Below are 18,877 nucleotides of genomic sequence, written 5' to 3'. Positions count from 1 at the left end.
AGGATGTTTCTAGTGAAGCGACTATTCTGCTTGGCTGCGCTTGCGGCCACACTATTGGGGCACAGTTTTACCGCACAGGCGGCAGGCGTGGAGTTCGGGGTCGGAGCGACCAGCGATTCAACCATGACCTATCGGCTGGGCATGCAGTTTGATTGGGACAAGAGCTGGTGGCAGACCGACGTCGGTCGACTCACCGGTTTCTGGAGCGGCGCGTATACCTACTGGGAGGGTGACAAGACTTCCAGTAACAACAGCCTGTCGTTTGCACCCGTGTTCGTCTACGAGTTTGCCGGCCAGAACGTCAAGCCGTACATCGAAGCTGGCGTAGGTGTGGCGTTTTTCTCTGACACCCAGCTTGAAGACAACAACATTGGCCAGTCCTTCCAGTTCGAAGACCGCATCGGTTTCGGCCTGCGCTTCACGGGCGGTCATGAGGTCGGGATTCGTGCCACGCACTATTCCAATGCCGGCCTGAGCAGCAATAACGACGGTGTTGAAAGCTACGCGCTGCATTACACGATGCCGCTGTAACTGCGGGATTAATTCATGCGGGAACGGGCTTGCCGGTTCCCGCACGAATATGCGTTCAACGATACGCCGTGGTAATGCCCCGGCGTTCTTCGATGCACTCCGGTGCCCCCATCTCGAATTCCCGGCAGATCAACGGACGCTTCTCGTAGATCGTGCACATCATGCTGTTGCGATCCAGCGCCGCACACCAGCCGTCATCCAGACGCAGCATGACTTCCCCACCCCAATCATCGGTGTCGATAAAACGCTCGGGCACGCCCGTGTCGGTAATCAGCATGACTTCGAGCTGGCAGCAGCAGGCTGCGCAAGTCGAGCAGGTGACCGCAGGCTCGGCAACGGGTGTGAGGGGAATGGTTTTCATGGTGCGCAGTGTAAGGCAGTGGGCTGCATGAGTGTGAAAGCCCTGACAGACGTTTAGTATGGAGTGTTCGACGCCAGCCGTCGGGCCATGAAATGCAGTGCCGGAAACAGCAGCGCCCAGAGCAGGCCGATGCCCACAAGGGTCGGCCAGGGTCCATAGGGAAACTGCACGCCGGCCAGTTGGCTGCCGGCGTAATACGACAGCGGCCCACCAAGGCCGCCCAGAATGCTGGCAAGCCACCACGGTTTGGCACTCCAGGCCAGGCAGTGGCGCAAGGTCGTGGCCAGCAGTGCCCAGAGCAACATCAGCCACAGGGGGATCAATGGCGCGACGTCGGTGAAGTCGAACACCCCCAGCCAGCGCAGTGTGCTGTCCACTGTGGTCCCCAGCAGGACCACACTGAGAATCAAGCGACCTTCATCGCTCCAGCGACTTATCCACAGCAGATGGATCACCAATGCCGCCAGTGGCACCAGTAACCACAGACTGTCGCCACCCATTACGCAAGCGAACCAGCCCACCTGGAAGAGCACGGCATTGGCAAAGCGCTCAAGCATCAAATCGACCCAGCAGCGGCTCAGTGATTGCCGCTGGTTTGGCGAGCAGCATTTGCGCGGTACCGATGGTGCGTTCCAGGAAGCCACCTTCGCAGTAGCACAGGTAGAACTCCCACAGCCGCAGGAAGTGATCGTCGTAACCCATTTCGCTCAGGCGGTTGTGCGCCCGACGAAAATTCTCGTGCCACAGGCGCAGGGTCTTGGCGTAGTGCAGGCCGAAGTCTTCCATGTGCAGCAGGTTCATGTCGGTGTCGCGGCTGACGATCTCGAGCATTTTCTGCACGCAGGGCAGGGCGCCTCCGGGGAAAATGTAGCGCTGAATGAAGTCGACGTTGCTCTTGGCCTGCTCGTAGCGCTGGTCGCGAATGGTGATGGCTTGCAACAGCATCAGGCCGTTGCTCTTGAGCAACTGCGCACATTGCTTGAAGTAAGTCGGTAGAAAGCGGTGGCCGACGGCTTCGATCATTTCTATCGACACCAGCTTGTCGTACTGGCCAGTGAGGTCGCGGTAGTCCGACAGCAGCAGCGTGACCTGATCTTGCAGCCCGAGCGCCTCGATCCGTTGCGCGGTAAATGCAAACTGCTCTTTGGACAGTGTGGTGGTGGTGACCTTGCAGCCATATTGCTGCGCTGCGTACAGCGCCATGCTGCCCCAGCCCGTACCAATCTCCAGCAGGTGATCGGTCGGTTTGAGCGCAAGCTTCTGGCAGATTCGTTCCAGCTTGTTCAACTGCGCCTGCTCGAGGGTGTCCTCGGGCGTGAGGAACTGTGCCGCCGAATACATCATGGTCGGGTCGAGAAACTGTTCGAACAACTCATTGCCCAGGTCGTAATGCGCGGCGATGTTCTTCTGCGAGCCCTTGCGCGTGTTGCGGTTGACCCAGTGCAAACCGCGCACCATCGGCCGCCCCAACTTTGCCAGGCCGCCTTCCAGGGCGTCCAGCACGTCAAGATTGCTGACGAAGACCCGCACTACGGCAGTCAGGTCCGGCGAACTCCAATAACCATGGATGAACGCTTCACCGGCGCCGATCGAGCCGTTGCTCGCCACCAGGCCCCAGGCCGCAGCGTCGAGAATATGGATTTCACCGAGCAAATGACTGCCTGGCGTGCCGAACATCTGACGCTCGCCGTCTTCAACGACCACCAGCTGTCCGTGTTTGAGGTGCGCCAGTTGCCGCAGTACCCCGCGACGCAACAACAGGCCTGTGATGCCATTGGTATTGAACAACGGGGCCTTGGCCGAAACGCTAGAGGATTTCATGGCGGCAGTCCTTGGGGACAACAGTGGCGGTTTGAACACTGCCATCGGCAGGTTGATGAGCAAAAACAGGGGTGCCCTTGAACAGCAGGCGTACGGCTTGCCAGTAGATTGCCAGGCAGGTTTTCCCGGTCATCCATGGAAAGCGGCGCAAGTAGCGGTGCAGGCTGGTGCGATCGAGGGCTTCGCGCTCCAGGTTGAGCGTGGCGTCGAACAACTTCAGCTCGCCTTGCCAGTCCGCCATGTGCACGCCCAGTTTTGCTGCGGCAGGACTGAAGCTCATCCGGTACTCAAGGTCCCGGGGTAAAAAAGGCGATACATGAAAGGCCTTGGCCACCGCGAAATGCTGATGGAAATCCCCAAGGTTTTCCGGCGGCCTGGCCGGCAGTACGTAGTGATAGCGTTCACGCCAGGGGGTATTGGTGATTTCGCAGAGAATCGCCGCCAGTTGGCCGTCGGCTTCGTGGCAGTAGAAAAAACTGACCGGGTTGAACGCCAGGCCCCAACTGCGCACTTGGGTCAGCAGGCAGATCGACCCTTGCGGCTCATGGCCGATGGCCTGGCCGACCTGTTGGCGCACCGCGTCGATCAAGAGCATGCCGGTACCGGTAAAGGCCTTGAGATAATCACCTTCACGAAACGAGAACGGCGCCAGGCGGCTGCGGCCCGCCAGCGGCGACAGTGCGAGTACCGCGTCCTGCTCGTCGAGGTCCAGGTAGAGCAAGCCGATCCGGTAGCGAAATTGGTGCTGCCGCGGACTGAACCGTCGGTGAGCAATCCAGCCACTGTAGAGGGCGCTGTTCACAGGGTTTCACCCAACGCACCAGCCACGCGCAGTGCGCTGACCACGCCATCCTCATGAAATCCGTTGCCCCAATAAGCCCCGCAGTACCAGGTATGGTTCGCACCGTTGAGCTCTTCCCAGCGAGCCTGGGCGGCAACCGCAGACAAGCTGAACTGCGGATGGGCGTAAGTGTATTTGGCCAGTACCTTGAATGGGCTGATGCCGGCGCTCTGGTTCAGGCTGACGCAGAACCGGGTAGGGCTGTCGATGCCCTGCAGCAGGTTCATGTCGTAAGTGACGGCCGCTGACGTGTGCCCGGGCCCTCCAAGCCGATAATTCCAGGCCGCCTGGGCGAGCTCGCATTCGGGTAGCAGGCGAGTATCGGTGTGCAACACCACTTCGTTATCGGCGTAGGGCATTGCGCCGAGGATCGATTGCTCGGCGGCACTCGGGGCGGACAGCAGTTTTAGCGCCTGATCGCTGTGACAGGCGAACACCACTTTATCAAAGCGCTCGACGCCGGCAGCACTGTGGATAACGACGCCGTCGGCGTCACGCTCGACTCGCGTGACCGCACAGTTGACGCGGATCCGGTCAGCCATTGGCGCGATCAAGGGTGCCACGTAGGCGCTCGAGCCGCCCTCGATCACCTGCCACTGCGGGCGGTGAGTCACCGATAGCAGGCCGTGGTTCTTGAAAAACCGCACGAACGCCTGCAGTGGGAAAGCCAGCATGTCCGCCATGGACATCGACCAGATCGCCGAGCCCATGGGCACGATGTAATGCAGGATGAACCGTTCGCCGTATTTGCCGGCCTTGAGGTATTGATCCAGGGTGGTATCAGCGCTGATCCGTTGTTCTTCCAGGTCGCGCAGCGCCTCTTTGTTGAAGCGCACAATGTCGCGCAACATGCCCCAGAACCCTGGGGAGAGCAGGTTTCTGCGCTGGGCGAACAGGCTGTTGAAATTGTTGCCGTTGTATTCCAGGCCGGTGTCCGGGTCGGTCACGGAAAAGCTCATGGTGGTGGGTTTAAAGCGCACACCAAGCAAACCGAGCAAGCGAATGAAATTGGGGTAAGTCCAGTCGTTGAACACGATAAAACCCGTGTCCACGGCGTAATTGCGCCCATCCACGGTGACATCCACCGTGTGGGTATGCCCGCCGATCCAGTCGCTGGCTTCGAACAGGGTGATCTCGTGGCTGCGGTTGAGCAGGTGGGCGCTGGTCAGCCCCGAAATGCCGCTGCCAATGATGGCTATTTTCACGGGATGTCCTGTATCGGTGGATTGCTGCGCACCATGCGTTTGCCGATCGCCAGCTTGACGCAGTTGGGCATCTTCGACAGTGGCCACAGGGCGGCCATGAACAGCGCCGGGAAAGCGATTTCCAGTGGTCGGTTATTCAGCTTGGCGAAAATATGCCGGGCGGCTTTATCCACAGGCCAGCTGAGGGGCATCGGAAAGTCGTTTTTGGCGGTCAGCGGTGTATCGACAAAGCCCGGGCTGACCACGGTGACTTCGATGCCTTCGCGCGCCAGGTCGATGCGCAGGGATTCGAACATGTAACGCAAACCCGCCTTCGAGGCGCCGTAGGCCTCGGCCCGTGGCAGTGGCAGATAGGTGACCGAACTGGCCACTCCCACCAGGTGCGGCGCGGTGCCCGCGCGCAACAGGGGCAGCGCAGCTTCAACGCAGTAGGCACTGGCGAGCAGGTTGGTGCGCACCACGTATTCGATGATCGAGGCATCGAACTGCTGGGCGTCGATATACTCGCAAGTGCCGGCATTGAGGATGACGGTGTCCAGCGACCCCCATTGCTCGGTGATCTGCTCGCCTATCTCGCGGACCGTCTGGCTGTTGGTCAGGTCGCCCGCCACGATCAGGACTTGACCGGGATACCGTTGCGCCAGCGCTTTCAACGGCGCCGTGGAGCGCGAGCTGACGGCCAGGTGCGCGCCAGTCTTGAGGATCTCTTCGGCCAATGCGGCGCCAATGCCGCTGCTGGCGCCGGTCAACCAATAACGGCGTGCAGGTGTAAGGCTCATCCCATCCTCCTTTGCAGCCCGGCGATCACCGGGCCCAGTGCAAACTGTGTGGCAAGGCTCACTGCTACATCATGCATGGCCGCCTCCTGCGTCCTGCCTCGACGGCAGGTTCTTGAATGCAGCCAGCGCCCGTTGGCGCGAGGTGCTCAAATTGACGATCGGCGATGGATAGTCGGCAACGCCGAACAGCCCACCAAGATCGGCCGGGTTGTGCACTTCCTTTTTATTCAACCCGTTCAGTTCTGGTACCCACTGCTTGATGAACAGGCCTTCAGTGTCGAATTTTTCCGACTGACTCAGCGGATTGAAGATGCGGAAATAGGGGGCGGAGTCGGTGCCGGTGGAGGAACTCCACTGCCAGCCACCGTTATTCGCCGCCAGGTCGCCGTCGATCAGATGGCGCATGAAGAAGCGCTCGCCTTCACGCCAGTCGATCAGCAAGTTCTTGGTCAGAAACATGGCCACTACCATGCGCAGCCGGTTGTGCATCCAGCCGGTTTCAAGCAACTGGCGCATGGCGGCATCGATGATCGGCAAACCGGTGCGTGCCTCCTGCCAGGCGAGGAGCTCTTCAGGCGCGTCGCGCCAGGCCAGGGCCTCGGTTTCCGGGCGGAACGCCCGGTGGCGAGAGACCCGCGGGTAGCCGACCAGAATATGTTTGTAGAACTCGCGCCACAGCAGTTCATTGATCCAGGTGACTGCCCCGACCTTGCCGCTCTCGAATTCGCCTTGATTGCTTTGCAGGGCCGCGTGCAGGCATTGGCGCGGGGATATCACGCCGGCTGCCAGGTAGGCCGACAGCTGGCTGGTACCGGGTTTGGCAGGGAAGTCCCGCTCGCTTTTGTAGTAGTCGATCTGGGTATCGACGAAGGCATCCAGGCGGCGCCGGGCTTCGGCTTCACCCGCCGGCCAGAACGAACGCAAGTGTTCGCCAGGCGCTTCGAAGCCTTCTACCTGGGCCGGGACTTTGTCGCTCTCGATGTCCAGCGCGGTTTGTAGCGCGGGTGCCGGGACTCGGGCCGGCAAAGAGCGGTGCAGGCGTTCGTAGCAGACCTTGCGGAACTGGCTGAAGACCTGGAAGTAAGTACCGGTCTTGGTCAGCACGCTGCCTGGCTTGAAGAACAGTTGGTCGAGGTAGCTATGCCAATCGATGCCTTTGGCCTCGAGCGCCTCTGCCACTGCAGCGTCCCGAGCGGTTTCGTTGACGCCGTACTCCTCGTTGACGTGTACCGCTTCGATCTGCAGTTGCTGGCACAGCTCGAGCAGCACTTGTGGCGCTTGATGCCAGTGGGTAGCGGTACGGATCAGCAGGGGTATGTTCAGTTCGCCCAGCGAGTGGCTGAGCACCGCCAGGTTGCGCAGCCAGAAATCCACCTTGCACGCGGCATCGTCGTGCTCCAGCCATTGCTGCGGGCTCAGCAGGTAGACGGCCACGCACGGGCCACGGGCAGCAGCGGCCGAGAGCGCGGTGTTGTCGTGCAGGCGCAGGTCGCTGCGCAGCCAGATCAGTTGCATGCGGGTGTCCGTTGAGCTCATCAGATCACCCCCCGCAGGATCAGTTCCTGGTGCGCCGACAGGGGATCTTCGGCCAGGAACAGCTCGGGAATACCGGAGGTTTTTGCGGACAACTCGACGTGGTGAATGCAGACGGTCGGTCCGGCGATCAATTTTGGGCAACCGATGCCATTCAAAAGTTTCGGTAACTGACTCAGGTTCATCGCTTTACTGGAATACAGCAGCACGCCACGGGCTTGCAGGTGTTCAACCGCCAGGGCCAGCTCCCCGTTCGGTAGCGGCCAGTCGAACACTTCGACGGGGCAGTCGGCGCTGCTGATGAGCCAGGCGGTCAGCCACAGGTGCGGCTCCAGTGGCAGGTCTGACTGATTGACCAGCAGCACAGGCGCGCTGCGTAGTTGCCGGTTGTTGTGGTAAATGCGCGCGCCGAACTTGCTGCGTAACCAGGAGTAAAGGAAACCTCGCTCCATCTGCGCGCCAAACTGGCCCTGCCAGCGTTGTTCCAGCTCCTTGAGCAGCGGCAGCAACAGTTGCTCGCACAGGGTTCGCGGTGGGTACAGCGCCATCGCCTGATTGACGGCGTCGTCGAGGGCGCGTTCGTTCAGTCCGGTGACTGCCAGCAGCAAGCTCTGGCGCAGCACATGCCAATCGTTTTCGATCGGTTCGCTGGTGACTTGTGGAGTGTCGAGCAGTTGCTTGACCTGGCTGACGGCCACGCCACGATTGAGCCAGGTGAGAATGGTCAGGATGCGTTGCACATGTTCAGCCGAGAACAGCCGATGCCCCTTGGGCGTGCGTTGCGGCACGATCAAGCCGTAACGCCGTTCCCAGGCTCGCAAGGTCACGGCATTCACGCCGGTTTGCCGGGCCACTTCACGGATCGGCAGCCAGCCTTCGTCCAAGGCTTTCTTGAAATCGTCGCCGAGGTCTTCGCTGGCGCTGGTGTCGAGTGGGTTAGTCATTAAATCGCATTTCGCAGGCTGAGGTTTTCCGGGTGCGGTTGCAGGTAAACCTGTTGCGCGATGTAAGGATCCGGGTGTTGGCGGAAGTGGTGCTTGAGCAGGGTCATGGGGACCACCAATGGCACGATGCCGTGGCGGTACTGGCCAATAACGTGCTGCATTTCCTGTTTGTCTTCGGCGCTTATCGCCTGTTTGAGATAACCGCTGATGTGCTGCAGGACATTGCTGTGGGTGCGCCGCGTGGCGCATTTTTTCAAGGCTGCCATCAGCTCGCTGAAATAGCGCGGGCCGATGGTGTCCGGCTCTGTCTGACCCATGGTGCCCAGCAGGTTGCCCAGGGTTTTGTACTGCACCGGGTTATGAGCCATCAGCTGGTATTTGTAGCGTGAGTGGAATTCGGTGAGGCCGCGACGGCTCAGGCCTTCTCGCAGTAATTGTTGCCAGGCGCTATAGGCGAACACCCGAGTCAGGAAGTTTTCCCGCAGTACCGGATCGTTGAGCCGGCCGTCTTCTTCCACCGGCAAATCCGGATGACGCTCGCAAAAGGCCTGGGCGTAGATGCCGCGTCCGCCGCCGTCTACCGGTGCACCGTTGGCATGGTAGACCTTGACCCGGTCAAGGCCGCAGGAAGGCGACTTCTGCATGAAGATGTAGCCGCAGATATCGCCCAGTTCAGCGGCCATTTGTTCGCCATAGGCGGCCAGCGGCTCAGTGACATTGAGGTCCGGATTGACCGTGCCGACTGCTTGAGGATGTTCAGGGTCGCCAATCAGGCGAATCGGTTGGCGCGGGATACCCAGGCCTATCGCCACTTCAGGGCAGACCGGTACAAACTCGAAGTAATCGGTGAGAGTGCGACTGCACAGCCGCGATTCCTTGTGTCCGCCGTTGAAGCGAACTTCGGCGCCCATCAGGCAGGCGCTGATGGCAATTTTCGGTTTCACGGCGGAGTGGGACATCAGGGCACCTCGAATCCAGACCTGTACAAACCCGAAGATGTGTACAACATGACTTCATCATAGATTCGAAGCTGTACAAGTCAAATCATTTGTACAGGTTTTGTCAGGAGCTTATGCATGCGCTGCCGGCGGGGGGGGCCACGGGCGGCGTTTGAACGCCAGGACTCTGTAGGAGCGAGCTTGCTCGCGAGGGTGGTGAACAATGACGTGGGGAATCTGGATGAACGCGGCGTCTTGGATTTCTTCGCGAGCAAGCTCGCTCCTGCAGGGGTTAATTCCAGCCCAGAATCCAGGCATCGCTATTTTTCAGGGCTTGCCAATCCAGGCGTTGATTGCGTTTGGTTAATACCGCCTGCAACTCAATTTCCAGCACCACACCTTCCTCATCACGGAACAGCTCGGTCACCATAAAGTGTTTTTCGCGGTGTTGCGGTTGTGCTGCCGTCCATTTCGACAGCAGCAGTTTACTTGGGTTGATGCGATTCATTGCAAGTGCTCGTGCAGACGACGGGCGGCTTCCTGGCCGCTGAGCCAGGCGCCTTCGACGCGACCCGACAGGCACCAGTCGCCACAGGCATAGAGTCCCAGATCGGCGTCAGCCAGGGTGCCCCATTCATGGCTGCTGGCTGGGCGGGCGTAGAGCCAGCGGTGGGCCAGGCTGAAAGTGGGCGCCGGCATGGCGCTGTGCAGCAATTCGGCGAATGCGCCGTGCAATTGTTCGATCACGGCTTCCTTGGGCAGGTCGATGTGTTGCCGGCTCCAGGCACTGGTCGCGTGCAGCACCCAAGTGTCCAGCGCGGTGTCACGCCCGGGTTTGCTGCGGTTGCGCGCCAGCCAGTCGAGCGGGCTGTCCTGCACGAAACAACCTTCCATAGGTGTGTCCAGCGGCTGGTCAAACGCCAGTGCGATGGCCCAGGTCGGGTCCATTTTAACCCCGGCGGCGGCACCGGCGAGCTTCGGCGCCGAGGCGAGCAAGGCAGTCGCCTGCGGTGCGGGGGTGGCAATGACCACGTGGCTGAATGGGCCATGGGTAAAGCCTTCGGCGTCCTGCAGGTGCCAGTGCTGTTCACCGCGGTAGACCTCGGTAATCCGGCAACCGAACTGCACTTCCAGGTCGCCCAGCAGGCCGCGGGTGATGGCGCTCATGCGCGGTGTGCCAACCCAGCGGGTCTGTTCATCCGGCGACAGGTTCAGTTGGCCACCGTGGAAGGTGTACAGCTGTGGCGTCCACTCGGCGACCCAGCCCTGGGCTTGCCAGCGCTGCACTTCGGTGGAGAAGCGGCGGTCACGGGCGGTGAAATACTGCGCACCCATGTCCAGAGCCCCCGCATCACTGCGCTTGCTCGACATGCGACCGCCACTGCCGCGGCTTTTATCGAAAAGTTGAACAACATGCCCGAGCTCTGTCAGGGCTTGAGCGGCGGAGAGCCCGGCGATGCCGGTGCCGATGATTGCGATAGGTACAGTCATAGGGGCCTCGTTTACCTTTCTGTACAGACTACGCCGTGGTTTAAACCTGTACAATATTGTTTTTTGGTATAACTTTTAGCGTTCTAGTTCTGACAGGTTGGCCTATTGTTTAAACAGACACTGCCCGATACCAAAGATCCCTGCTTATAAAAATAGACTAGTGAGCAGGATAAAAGGCCACGCGAGGAAGAAGTCATGCACATATTGCTGACCGGCGGTACTGGTTTGATAGGACGCCAACTCTGCCAACACTGGTTGAGCCAGGGACACACGCTGACCGTCTGGAGCCGCCAACCGGAAAAGGTCGCGAAAATATGCGGCGCCCAGGTCCGTGGAATTGCCCGGCTGGAAGACCTCGGGCAGGCACCTTTGGATGCCATCATCAATCTGGCAGGCGCGCCCATTGCTGATCGACCCTGGACATCCAGACGCAAGGCGCTGTTGTGGAGCAGCCGCATCACCCTGACCGAATCCTTGCTGGCCTGGCTGGAAACCCGTGAACAGAAACCGGCGCTGCTGATCTCCGGTTCTGCGGTCGGCTGGTATGGCGACGGAGGCGAGCGCGAGTTGACCGAGGAGTCGGCACCGGTGATTGACGATTTTGCCAGTCAGCTGTGCATTGCCTGGGAAGAAACTGCCCAGCGTGCCGAGGCCTTGGGCCTGCGCGTTATCCTGATCCGCACCGGGTTGGTGTTGTCGGACGATGGCGGCTTTTTGTCGCGCCTGTTACTGCCCTTCAAACTCGCGATGGGCGGGCCTCTGGGTAATGGTCGGCAGTGGATGCCGTGGATCCATATCAAGGATCAGGTCGGCCTGATTGATTTTCTTCTGCACCAGAACACCGCCAGCGGTCCTTATAATGCCTGCGCACCGAAACCTGTGCGCAATAGCGAGTTTGCCAAGACCCTGGGCGCGGTGCTGCATCGTCCAGCGTTCATGCCAATGCCGAGCCTGGCGTTGAAAGTGTGCCTGGGGGAAATGTCCCTGTTGTTGCTGGGTGGCCAGAAGGCCATGCCGGTCCGCTTGCTGGAAGCGGGTTTCACCTTCCAGTTCACCGATTTGCGTGCGGCTTTGGACGACTTGTCCAGCCGCCTTTGAAATAGGACGTTGCATGACCGATCACGCATTGCTTCTGGTCAACCTGGGCTCCCCGGCCTCCACTTCGGTGGCGGATGTGCGCAGTTACCTCAATCAATTTCTGATGGACCCGTATGTAATCGACTTGCCTTGGCCGGTGCGACGCCTGCTGGTCTCGCTGATCCTGATCAAGCGCCCGGAACAGTCGGCGCACGCCTACGCGTCGATCTGGTGGGAGGAGGGCTCGCCGCTGGTGGTGCTCAGCCGTCGTCTGCAGCAGGCCATGACTGCGCACTGGACCCAGGGGCCGGTTGAGCTGGCCATGCGTTACGGCGAGCCGTCGATCGAGTCCAAACTGTTGCAACTGGTTGCCCAGGGCCACAAGCGAATTACCCTCGCACCGCTGTATCCGCAGTTTGCCGATAGCACCGTGACCACGGTGATTGAAGAGGCGCGGCGGGTCGTGCGCGAGCACCAGCTGGATGTGCAGTTCTCGGTGCTGCAGCCTTTTTACGATCAGCCGGAGTACCTCGACGCGCTGGTTGCCAGTGCCAAGCCATACCTGGAGCAGGATTACGATCACCTGTTGCTGAGTTTTCACGGCTTGCCCGAGCGCCACCTGACAAAGCTGGATCCCACGGGACAGCACTGTTTCAAGAATGAAGACTGCTGCAGGAACGCTTCGCCAGAAGTGTTGGCCACCTGTTATCGGGCCCAATGCCTGCGCAGCGCATCGGAGTTCGCCAAACGGATGGGGCTGCCGGACGGCAAGTGGTCGGTGTCATTCCAGTCGCGCCTGGGTCGGGCGAAGTGGATCGAACCCTACACCGAAGCCCGCCTTGATGAGTTGGCCGGAATGGGGGTTAAGAAGGTGCTGGTGATGTGTCCGGCGTTTGTCGCCGATTGCATCGAGACCCTGGAAGAGATCGGCGACCGGGGGCTGGAGCAGTTCCGTGAAGCGGGGGGAGAGGAGTTGGTGCTGGTGCCGTGCCTGAACGATGACCCGCAGTGGGCTAGGGCGTTGAGCACGTTGTGCGAGCGAGCGCCTTTGGCGCTGTAAAAGCATTGCGGCCAAGCCTTGCTCCCACAGATTTCATGTCAGTGCGCATCCATGTGGTTCGACTGAGTACCTGTGGGAGCAACGCTTGCCCGCGATGGCGATTTCAAGCCTGGCTTACAGCAGAGGCTCATCCGCCTTTTTGTGCTTCCAGCTGTCATTCCCTGGCAGCAGCAAGTTAAGGGCAATGGCCACCACCGCGCACAGCGCAATGCCTTTGAGGCCGAAATCGTCCGGCCCTGTGCCTGTGCCGACCAGCACCCCGCCAATCCCGAATACCAGTGTCACCGACACAATCACCAGGTTGCGCGCTTCGCCCAGATCGATCTTGTGGCGAATCAACGTGTTCATCCCCACTGCCGCGATCGAGCCGAACAACAGGCAGAGAATCCCACCCATCACCGGTACCGGAATGCTTTGCAGCAGCGCGCCGAATTTGCCGACGAACGCCAGGCTGATCGCGAAGACCGCCGCCCAGGTCATGATCTTCGGGTTGTAGTTCTTGGTCAGCATCACCGCGCCGGTCACTTCGGCATAAGTGGTGTTGGGCGGGCCGCCGAACAGGCCGGCTGCCGTGGTTGCAATGCCGTCACCCAGCAGGGTGCGATGCAGGCCCGGCTTCTTCAGGTAGTCACGACCCGTCACGCTGCCGACTGCAATGACACCGCCGATGTGTTCGATCGCTGGCGCCAGGGCCACCGGGACGATGAACAGGATCGCCTGCCAGTTGAACTCCGGTGCGGTGAAGTGCGGGATCGCGAACCAGGGCGCGGCAGCAATCTTCGCGGTGTCGACCACGCCGAAATAGAACGCCATGGCGAACCCCACCAGCACACCCGAGATGATCGGCACCAGGCGGAAAATGCCTTTGCCGAATACCGCCACGATCAGGGTGGTGAGCAGGGCGGGCATCGAGATCAGCATTGCCGTCTGGTAAGGAATCAGCTCGGCACCGTCGCCGGCCTTGCCCATCGCCATGTTGGCGGCAATCGGCGCCATGGCCAGCCCGATGGAGATGATCACCGGGCCAATCACCACCGGTGGGAGCAGGCGGTCAATGAAGCCGGTGCCTTTGATCTTCACGGCGAGGCCGAGGAAGGTGTAGACAAAACCTGCTGCCATCACGCCGCCCATGGTCGCCGCCAGGCCGAACTGGCCTTTGGCGAGAATGATCGGAGTGATGAAGGCAAAGCTCGACGCCAGGAATACCGGGACCTGACGACCGGTGACGATCTGGAACAGGATCGTCCCCAACCCTGCGGTGAACAGCGCCACGTTAGGGTCCAGACCCGTAATCAAAGGCATCAGAACCAGGGCGCCGAAGGCCACGAACAGCATCTGCGCGCCGGACAGCACCGTGCGCCAGAGCGGATCGTTGAACTCATCCTGCATGCTCAAGCGTCCTTCTGCTTGGTGCCGAAGATCTTGTCACCGGCATCGCCCAGGCCCGGGATGATGTAGCCGTGTTCGTTCAGTCTTTCGTCGATCGAAGCGGTGTAGATGGTCACGTCCGGGTGAGCCTTCTCCACAGCGGCAATGCCTTCAGGCGCCGCAACCAGCACCATGGCGCGAATGTCGCGGCAACCGGCTTTCTTCAGCAGGTCGATGGTCGCAACCATGGAGCTGCCGGTGGCCAGCATCGGGTCGATGATCATCGCCAGGCGCTCGTTGATCTCCGGAACCAGTTTTTCCAGGTAGGTGTGAGCCTGCAACGTCTGTTCGTTGCGGGCCACGCCCACGGCGCTGACCTTGGCGCCCGGGATCAGGCTGAGTACGCCTTCGAGCATGCCGATGCCGGCGCGCAGGATCGGTACCACGGTGATTTTCTTGCCGGCGATTTTCTCGACCGACACGGTGCCGCACCAGCCTTCAATATCGTAGGCTTCCAGGGGCAGGTCTTTGGTGGCTTCATAGGTCAGCAGGGCACCGACTTCCTGAGCGAGCTCGCGAAAGTTCTTGGTGCTGATGTCTGCACGGCGCATCAGGCCGAGTTTATGACGGATCAGCGGATGGCGGATCTCGAGGATGGGCATGGGAAAAGCTCCGGCGGCGGGCAAAAAAACCGGCCTAGATTAATCTATCCGAGGGTGTTGTCCTATAGACATAGAGTACGTTAGTCCACAAACGCTTGATCTGGCCTGGCTTGATGCGTACCTTTGCCCGCTTTTCCCGAATCCGCCACCCTTGGAGAGCGCCATGTCCGCTGATCTCGAGCATATCCGTCAAATCATGCGAGAGGCTGACTGCCTGTACACCGAAGCTGAAGTCGAGGCGGCCATCGCCCGCGTCGGTGCGCACATCAACGAGCAACTGGCTGAAAGCAATCCGGTGGTGTTTTGCGTGATGAACGGCGGCCTGATTTTCGCCGGCAAGCTGCTCACTCACCTGCAGTTCCCGCTGGAAGCGTCCTACCTGCACGCCACCCGTTATCGCAACGAAACCAGCGGTGGCGATCTGTTCTGGAAAGCCAAGCCGGAAGTGTCGTTCATCGACCGTGACGTGCTGATCATCGACGACATCCTCGATGAAGGTCATACCCTGGGAGCGATCATCGACTTCTGCAAGCACGCCGGAGCGCGCAAGGTGCACACCGCCGTGCTGATCGACAAGGACCACGACCGCAAGGCCCGTCCGGACCTCAAGGCCGATTTCGTCGGCCTGCCGTGCATCGACCGCTACATCTTCGGTTACGGCATGGACTACAAGGGTTACTGGCGCAACGCCAATGGGATTTTTGCCGTCAAGGGGATGTAAGCAATGACCACGCCGAGCTTTCTTGATAACACGCTGTTCGCTGAACTGGCCGAGAAAGCGGCGGCGAATCCGCGCGGGCGCCAGCATCATAACTTTCATCAGATGGAAGATGCCTGCCACCGCATGGCGGTAGGTCTGCAGCCGAGCACATACATTCCGCCTCACCGGCATTTGGGTGACAACAAGGCGGAAACCCTGCTGGTACTCAAGGGGCGTCTCGGGCTGTTGATCTTTGATGAGTCCGGAGCGGTGGTGAGCAAGCGTATCCTCCAGGCGGGTGGCGACAGCATTGGCGTTGACCTGCCCACGGGCGTGTTTCATGGCCTGGTGGTGCTGGAAGCCGACAGCCTGATGTTCGAGTGCAAGGCCGGCCCGTATCGCCCGGTAGGTGAAGGCGAACTCCCGGATTGGGCTCCCCGTGAAGGCGAGCCAGGTGTGGCCGAATACCACGCCTGGATGCGCGCGCAGTTCGATTGATCTTCGATCCCTGTGGGAGCGAGCCTGCTCGCGATAGCGGTGTGTCAGCCGCGTAGATGTCGCCTGGCCTGACGCTATCGCGAGCAGGCTCGCTCTCACAATGAATGATGTTGACTCATGCTAAAGTGCTGGCCTCTTCTTCGGAGCCCGTCATGAGCCTTTTGATTCGCAGCTGCGCCGTCCTGTTACTGACCGCAAGCCTGCCCCTGGCCGCAGCCCCTGCGCCGATGCACTCGCAGTTCCTGCCCCCCGATGACCTGAACGTGCGTGACGCCGAACCTGAGCAACAGCAATTGCTCCAGGTCACCGAGTACTCGGTGGTGGTGGGCAGCCAGCGCCAGTCGAACCAGCAGCCCATTCCCGTCACCTCGCCGCTGATGATCCGCCTCAAGGGCAAGTCCTTGAACAAAGGTGCGACCATCAATCAGGTGCTGGTCAACTTCGACGGCGAAAGCAAAAGCCTGAAGAAGCCGACCTACGACGGCTCAAGCAAGACCCTGACGCTTTTCTACCCAATGGCGCAATACCGGGTGGTGATCGACTTGTTGCGCAACGACACCGTGTATTGCCAGTTCCTCAGCTACGCCAACGGCCACGTTTGGGCCGACCTGCACACGGGCAGCGTTCGTCCGCGTTGAGTACGGCGCCAAGTGAGGGGTAAACTGCCCGCCCCGTGAAATGTCTGCGAGCTGGAGTCGGCAATGCGTAAAGATAAGAAGCAAGTGATTGGTGACGAGATTGGCGATGAGCAGATCAAGTTGTTCCTCGATTTCGAGCCGGTCGACGCCACTTCGCCGTCGCTGCACAAACTGATCAAGGCCTACCGCGGCTTGCGCATCGATGATTTCGAGCGTTTCCTGACGTTTTTCGTCGAGGCCGGGCATGACCTCGATGGCAAGGATGAGCAGGGCAATGACTTTGTTGCGGTGATTAAGGATCAGCGCAACGCGGCCGAATACATCGAGCTGATCGAAAAAGCTCGCGGTTAACATCTTTTACCAACAAAAAACGCCCCAATGGGGCGTTTTTTTGTGAGGCCGAATCAAGCGTAGCTTTCGGTCTCGTTACTGGCTTCAACCAGTTCCAGCGCAACGTTGTTGTGCGCATTGATCTTGCGATACAGCGCAGCATCGGTTTCCAGAACCTTTTCCCGAGCCGGGAAAATTTCCGCCAGCTTGGCCGCCCATTCACCGGACGTCTTGTTCGGGAAGCACTTCTCGATCAGCTCGAGCATGATCGAAACAGTCACCGATGCGCCCGGCGAAGCACCCAGCAGTGCTGCCAGGGAACCGTCTCTGGCTGCAACCAGCTCGGTACCGAACTGCAGGACGCCGCCTTTTTTCGGGTCCTTCTTGATGATCTGCACCCGTTGGCCGGCCACTTCCAGGCGCCAGTCTTCGGCTTTCGCTTCAGGGTAGAAGCGGCGCAGGGATTCCAGGCGCTGTTCCATCGATTGCATCACTTCGCTGACCAGGTATTTGGTCAGGTCCATGTTGTTCTTCGCCACGGCCAGCATCGGGCCGATGTTGCCGGCGCGAACCGACAGCGGCAGGTCCATGAAGGAGCCGTGCTTGAGGAACTTGGTGGTGAAACCGGCGTAAGGTCCGAACAGCAGCGACTTCTTGCCGTCGACCACGCGAGTGTCCAGGTGCGGCACGGACATCGGCGGCGAACCCACGGCAGCCTGGCTGTAGACCTTGGCCTGGTGGTGCTTGACCACTTCCGGGTTGTCGCAACGCAGCCACTGGCCGCTGATCGGGAAGCCGCCGAAGCCTTTGCTTTCCTCGATACCGGACGCTTGCAGCAACGGCAGGGCCGCGCCGCCCGCGCCGAGGAAGACGAATTTGGCGTCGACTTCACGGGTGCTGCCGCTGTTGACGTCCTTGATGCTGACGGTCCAGCCGCCGTTATTACGCTTGAGACCGGTAACGCGCTTGCAGTACTTGACCTGGGCATCGGGTGCGCTGGTCAGGTGCTTGAGCAATTGATTGGTCAGGGCGCCGAAGTTGACGTCGGTACCATTCATCACGCGAGTGGCGGCAAGCACTTCGCCGGCTGGACGGCCGGGCATCATCAGCGGCATCCACTCGGCCATGGTGGCCTTGTCTTCGGTGTATTCCATGTCCGAGAACGCGTGGTGCTTACTCAGGATGTTGAAACGTTCCTTGAGGAAAGACACGCCGCTGTCACCCTGCACGAAGCTCAGGTGAGGGACCGGGCTGATGAACGATTTGCACGAGCCGAACGTGCCTTTGCGGGTCAGGTAGGACCAGAACTGCTTCGACACCTCGAACTGGGTATTGATGTGCACGGCTTTCTTGATGTCGACGGTGCCGTCGGCGGCCTGCGGCGTGTAATTAAGCTCACACAGCCCGGCATGACCGGTACCGGCGTTGTTCCACGGGTTGGAACTCTCCGCGGCACCGGAATCCATCAGCTCGACGACTTCCAGCTTGATTGCGGGGTCGAGCTCTTTGAGCAGTACGGCCAGGGTGGCACTCATGATGCCGGCCCCTACCAGTACTACGTCGACTGCTTCGTTATGCGCCATTTAACGCGTCTCCAAAATCTGCAGCACCAAATTGTCGGCATGGCTGCCAGGTGTTCCGGGGCGTGTCAGTGATGCCCCAGGTACTCATGGCCAGGATCTCCATGTCCGAATCTTCGCAATTTATCGCAACTTCGACGGACGCTACCGGCCGGGCCTATGAGCTACATGAACTCATTTCAGCGCGCGGGAGGCAATTCGACTTATGGTCGATACATCCGTTTGTGCAACCAAATCCGTAGCGGACAGGCTTCAGGCTCCGGTGTTCGAGGAGTACTCGGTCCTGTGTCGTTGGGCTGTTTCAGACGCTAATGGTGCATGTTCAGACGCAAAACTATTCATTTGCTCGCCACACTCTTGTGAAGTTGTGAAAACCCGTTTTTTTCACGCTCTTTTGAAGACGTGAACCTCAAAAAGGGCTGTCCCAGCCTGGCACCGTGCCTGGATCGCCTTCATGGAGTGCATGACAGGCAAAACGGGCAAACAGCTCAGTGACCGAGCGTAACGACAGCTCTGCAGA

At 60.1% G+C, this 18,877-nt stretch carries 21 protein-coding genes; 7 read left to right on the top strand and 14 right to left on the bottom strand.

The genetic code is table 11. The features are described 5' to 3' along the window. Window positions 1-12: 12 nt before the first annotated feature. The gene (locus HYI44_RS12870) at window positions 13-531 is read left to right on the top strand and encodes an acyloxyacyl hydrolase (protein WP_122838744.1); all 519 of its coding nucleotides are present in this window, start codon (window positions 13-15) and stop codon (window positions 529-531) included. A 55-nt stretch (window positions 532-586) separates the two neighbouring features. On the opposite strand, the gene HYI44_RS12865 is transcribed toward HYI44_RS12870, so the two are convergent. The 11 genes from HYI44_RS12865 to HYI44_RS12815 form a co-directional block, all read right to left on the bottom strand. Continuing rightward, a complete protein-coding gene (locus HYI44_RS12865) occupies window positions 587-892 on the bottom strand; it encodes a YkgJ family cysteine cluster protein (RefSeq protein ID WP_122838745.1) in 306 nt (101 codons plus the stop codon). Window positions 893-945: 53 nt separating this feature from the next. Further along, window positions 946-1,449 (bottom strand): DUF2878 domain-containing protein, encoded by a 504-nt coding sequence (locus HYI44_RS12860; RefSeq protein ID WP_225569554.1) that lies wholly within the window; start codon window positions 1,447-1,449, stop codon window positions 946-948. Continuing rightward, entirely contained in the window at window positions 1,442-2,713 is a 1,272-nt protein-coding gene (locus HYI44_RS12855) for an SAM-dependent methyltransferase (RefSeq protein ID WP_122838747.1), read from the bottom strand. Before HYI44_RS12855 ends, HYI44_RS12860 begins: the two co-directional genes overlap by 8 nt. Next, on the bottom strand, window positions 2,700-3,515 hold the full coding sequence (locus HYI44_RS12850; protein ID WP_225569553.1) for a DUF1365 domain-containing protein: 816 nt from the start codon (window positions 3,513-3,515) through the stop codon (window positions 2,700-2,702). The genes HYI44_RS12855 and HYI44_RS12850 overlap by 14 nt, the downstream gene beginning before the upstream one ends. Beyond that, window positions 3,512-4,759, bottom strand: a complete 1,248-nt coding sequence (locus HYI44_RS12845; RefSeq protein WP_225569552.1) for an NAD(P)/FAD-dependent oxidoreductase — start codon at window positions 4,757-4,759, stop codon at window positions 3,512-3,514. The genes HYI44_RS12850 and HYI44_RS12845 overlap by 4 nt, the downstream gene beginning before the upstream one ends. Further along, window positions 4,756-5,538 carry an SDR family NAD(P)-dependent oxidoreductase gene (locus tag HYI44_RS12840; RefSeq protein WP_225569551.1) on the bottom strand — a complete coding sequence of 261 codons (783 nt, stop codon included), beginning with the start codon at window positions 5,536-5,538 and terminating at the stop codon, window positions 4,756-4,758. Before HYI44_RS12840 ends, HYI44_RS12845 begins: the two co-directional genes overlap by 4 nt. Before the next feature lie 69 nt (window positions 5,539-5,607). Next, window positions 5,608-7,053: a deoxyribodipyrimidine photo-lyase gene (phrB, locus tag HYI44_RS12835; protein ID WP_225569550.1), complete on the bottom strand. Its 1,446-nt coding sequence runs from the start codon at window positions 7,051-7,053 to the stop codon at window positions 5,608-5,610. A 20-nt stretch (window positions 7,054-7,073) separates the two neighbouring features. Next, window positions 7,074-8,015: a MerR family transcriptional regulator gene (locus tag HYI44_RS12830; RefSeq protein WP_225569549.1), complete on the bottom strand. Its 942-nt coding sequence runs from the start codon at window positions 8,013-8,015 to the stop codon at window positions 7,074-7,076. Continuing rightward, window positions 8,015-8,974 (bottom strand): YbgA family protein, encoded by a 960-nt coding sequence (locus HYI44_RS12825; protein ID WP_122838752.1) that lies wholly within the window; start codon window positions 8,972-8,974, stop codon window positions 8,015-8,017. Before HYI44_RS12825 ends, HYI44_RS12830 begins: the two co-directional genes overlap by 1 nt. A 271-nt stretch (window positions 8,975-9,245) precedes the next feature. Continuing rightward, the gene (locus HYI44_RS12820) at window positions 9,246-9,461 is read right to left on the bottom strand and encodes a TIGR02450 family Trp-rich protein (RefSeq protein ID WP_122838753.1); all 216 of its coding nucleotides are present in this window, start codon (window positions 9,459-9,461) and stop codon (window positions 9,246-9,248) included. Further along, entirely contained in the window at window positions 9,458-10,444 is a 987-nt protein-coding gene (locus HYI44_RS12815) for an NAD(P)/FAD-dependent oxidoreductase (protein WP_045059237.1), read from the bottom strand. The genes HYI44_RS12820 and HYI44_RS12815 overlap by 4 nt, the downstream gene beginning before the upstream one ends. 195 nt (window positions 10,445-10,639) lie before the next feature. Between HYI44_RS12815 and HYI44_RS12810 the strand changes: the two genes are divergently transcribed. Together HYI44_RS12810 and hemH are read left to right on the top strand one after the other, a co-directional pair. Continuing rightward, complete coding sequence (locus HYI44_RS12810) at window positions 10,640-11,542, top strand: TIGR01777 family oxidoreductase (RefSeq protein WP_225569548.1); 903 nt, start codon at window positions 10,640-10,642, stop codon at window positions 11,540-11,542. Between the two features lie 13 nt (window positions 11,543-11,555). Next, on the top strand, window positions 11,556-12,581 hold the full coding sequence (hemH, locus tag HYI44_RS12805) for a ferrochelatase (protein ID WP_225569547.1): 1,026 nt from the start codon (window positions 11,556-11,558) through the stop codon (window positions 12,579-12,581). Window positions 12,582-12,695: 114 nt separating this feature from the next. Here the strand turns inward: hemH and HYI44_RS12800 are convergent, their stop codons facing one another. Together HYI44_RS12800 and upp are read right to left on the bottom strand one after the other, a co-directional pair. Beyond that, the gene (locus HYI44_RS12800) at window positions 12,696-13,970 is read right to left on the bottom strand and encodes a uracil-xanthine permease family protein (protein WP_045059240.1); all 1,275 of its coding nucleotides are present in this window, start codon (window positions 13,968-13,970) and stop codon (window positions 12,696-12,698) included. Between the two features lie 2 nt (window positions 13,971-13,972). Then, window positions 13,973-14,611, bottom strand: a complete 639-nt coding sequence (gene upp, locus HYI44_RS12795) for a uracil phosphoribosyltransferase (protein ID WP_045059241.1) — start codon at window positions 14,609-14,611, stop codon at window positions 13,973-13,975. A gap of 163 nt (window positions 14,612-14,774) precedes the next feature. On the opposite strand from upp, the gene HYI44_RS12790 reads away from it, so the two are divergent. The 4 genes from HYI44_RS12790 to HYI44_RS12775 all read left to right on the top strand — a co-directional run bounded on the left by HYI44_RS12790 (window position 14,775) and on the right by HYI44_RS12775 (window position 16,798). Further along, complete coding sequence (locus HYI44_RS12790) at window positions 14,775-15,332, top strand: hypoxanthine-guanine phosphoribosyltransferase (RefSeq protein WP_007905841.1); 558 nt, start codon at window positions 14,775-14,777, stop codon at window positions 15,330-15,332. A gap of 3 nt (window positions 15,333-15,335) precedes the next feature. Next, window positions 15,336-15,809: a WbuC family cupin fold metalloprotein gene (locus tag HYI44_RS12785; RefSeq protein ID WP_045059242.1), complete on the top strand. Its 474-nt coding sequence runs from the start codon at window positions 15,336-15,338 to the stop codon at window positions 15,807-15,809. Between the two features lie 152 nt (window positions 15,810-15,961). Then, on the top strand, window positions 15,962-16,447 hold the full coding sequence (locus HYI44_RS12780) for a hypothetical protein (RefSeq protein WP_225569546.1): 486 nt from the start codon (window positions 15,962-15,964) through the stop codon (window positions 16,445-16,447). Window positions 16,448-16,510: 63 nt separating this feature from the next. After that, window positions 16,511-16,798 (top strand): PA4642 family protein, encoded by a 288-nt coding sequence (locus HYI44_RS12775; protein WP_122838759.1) that lies wholly within the window; start codon window positions 16,511-16,513, stop codon window positions 16,796-16,798. A 53-nt stretch (window positions 16,799-16,851) separates the two neighbouring features. Here the strand turns inward: HYI44_RS12775 and mqo are convergent, their stop codons facing one another. Continuing rightward, complete coding sequence (mqo, locus tag HYI44_RS12770; RefSeq protein WP_225569545.1) at window positions 16,852-18,360, bottom strand: malate dehydrogenase (quinone); 1,509 nt, start codon at window positions 18,358-18,360, stop codon at window positions 16,852-16,854. Window positions 18,361-18,877 lie beyond the last annotated feature (517 nt).

This window comes from Pseudomonas sp. Y24-6 (genome assembly GCF_020295325.1).
Lineage (GTDB): Bacteria > Pseudomonadota > Gammaproteobacteria > Pseudomonadales > Pseudomonadaceae > Aquipseudomonas > Aquipseudomonas gregormendelii.
Note: the sequence above shows the minus strand (reverse complement) of the source record. Positions and strands in the feature narration are given on the sequence as shown.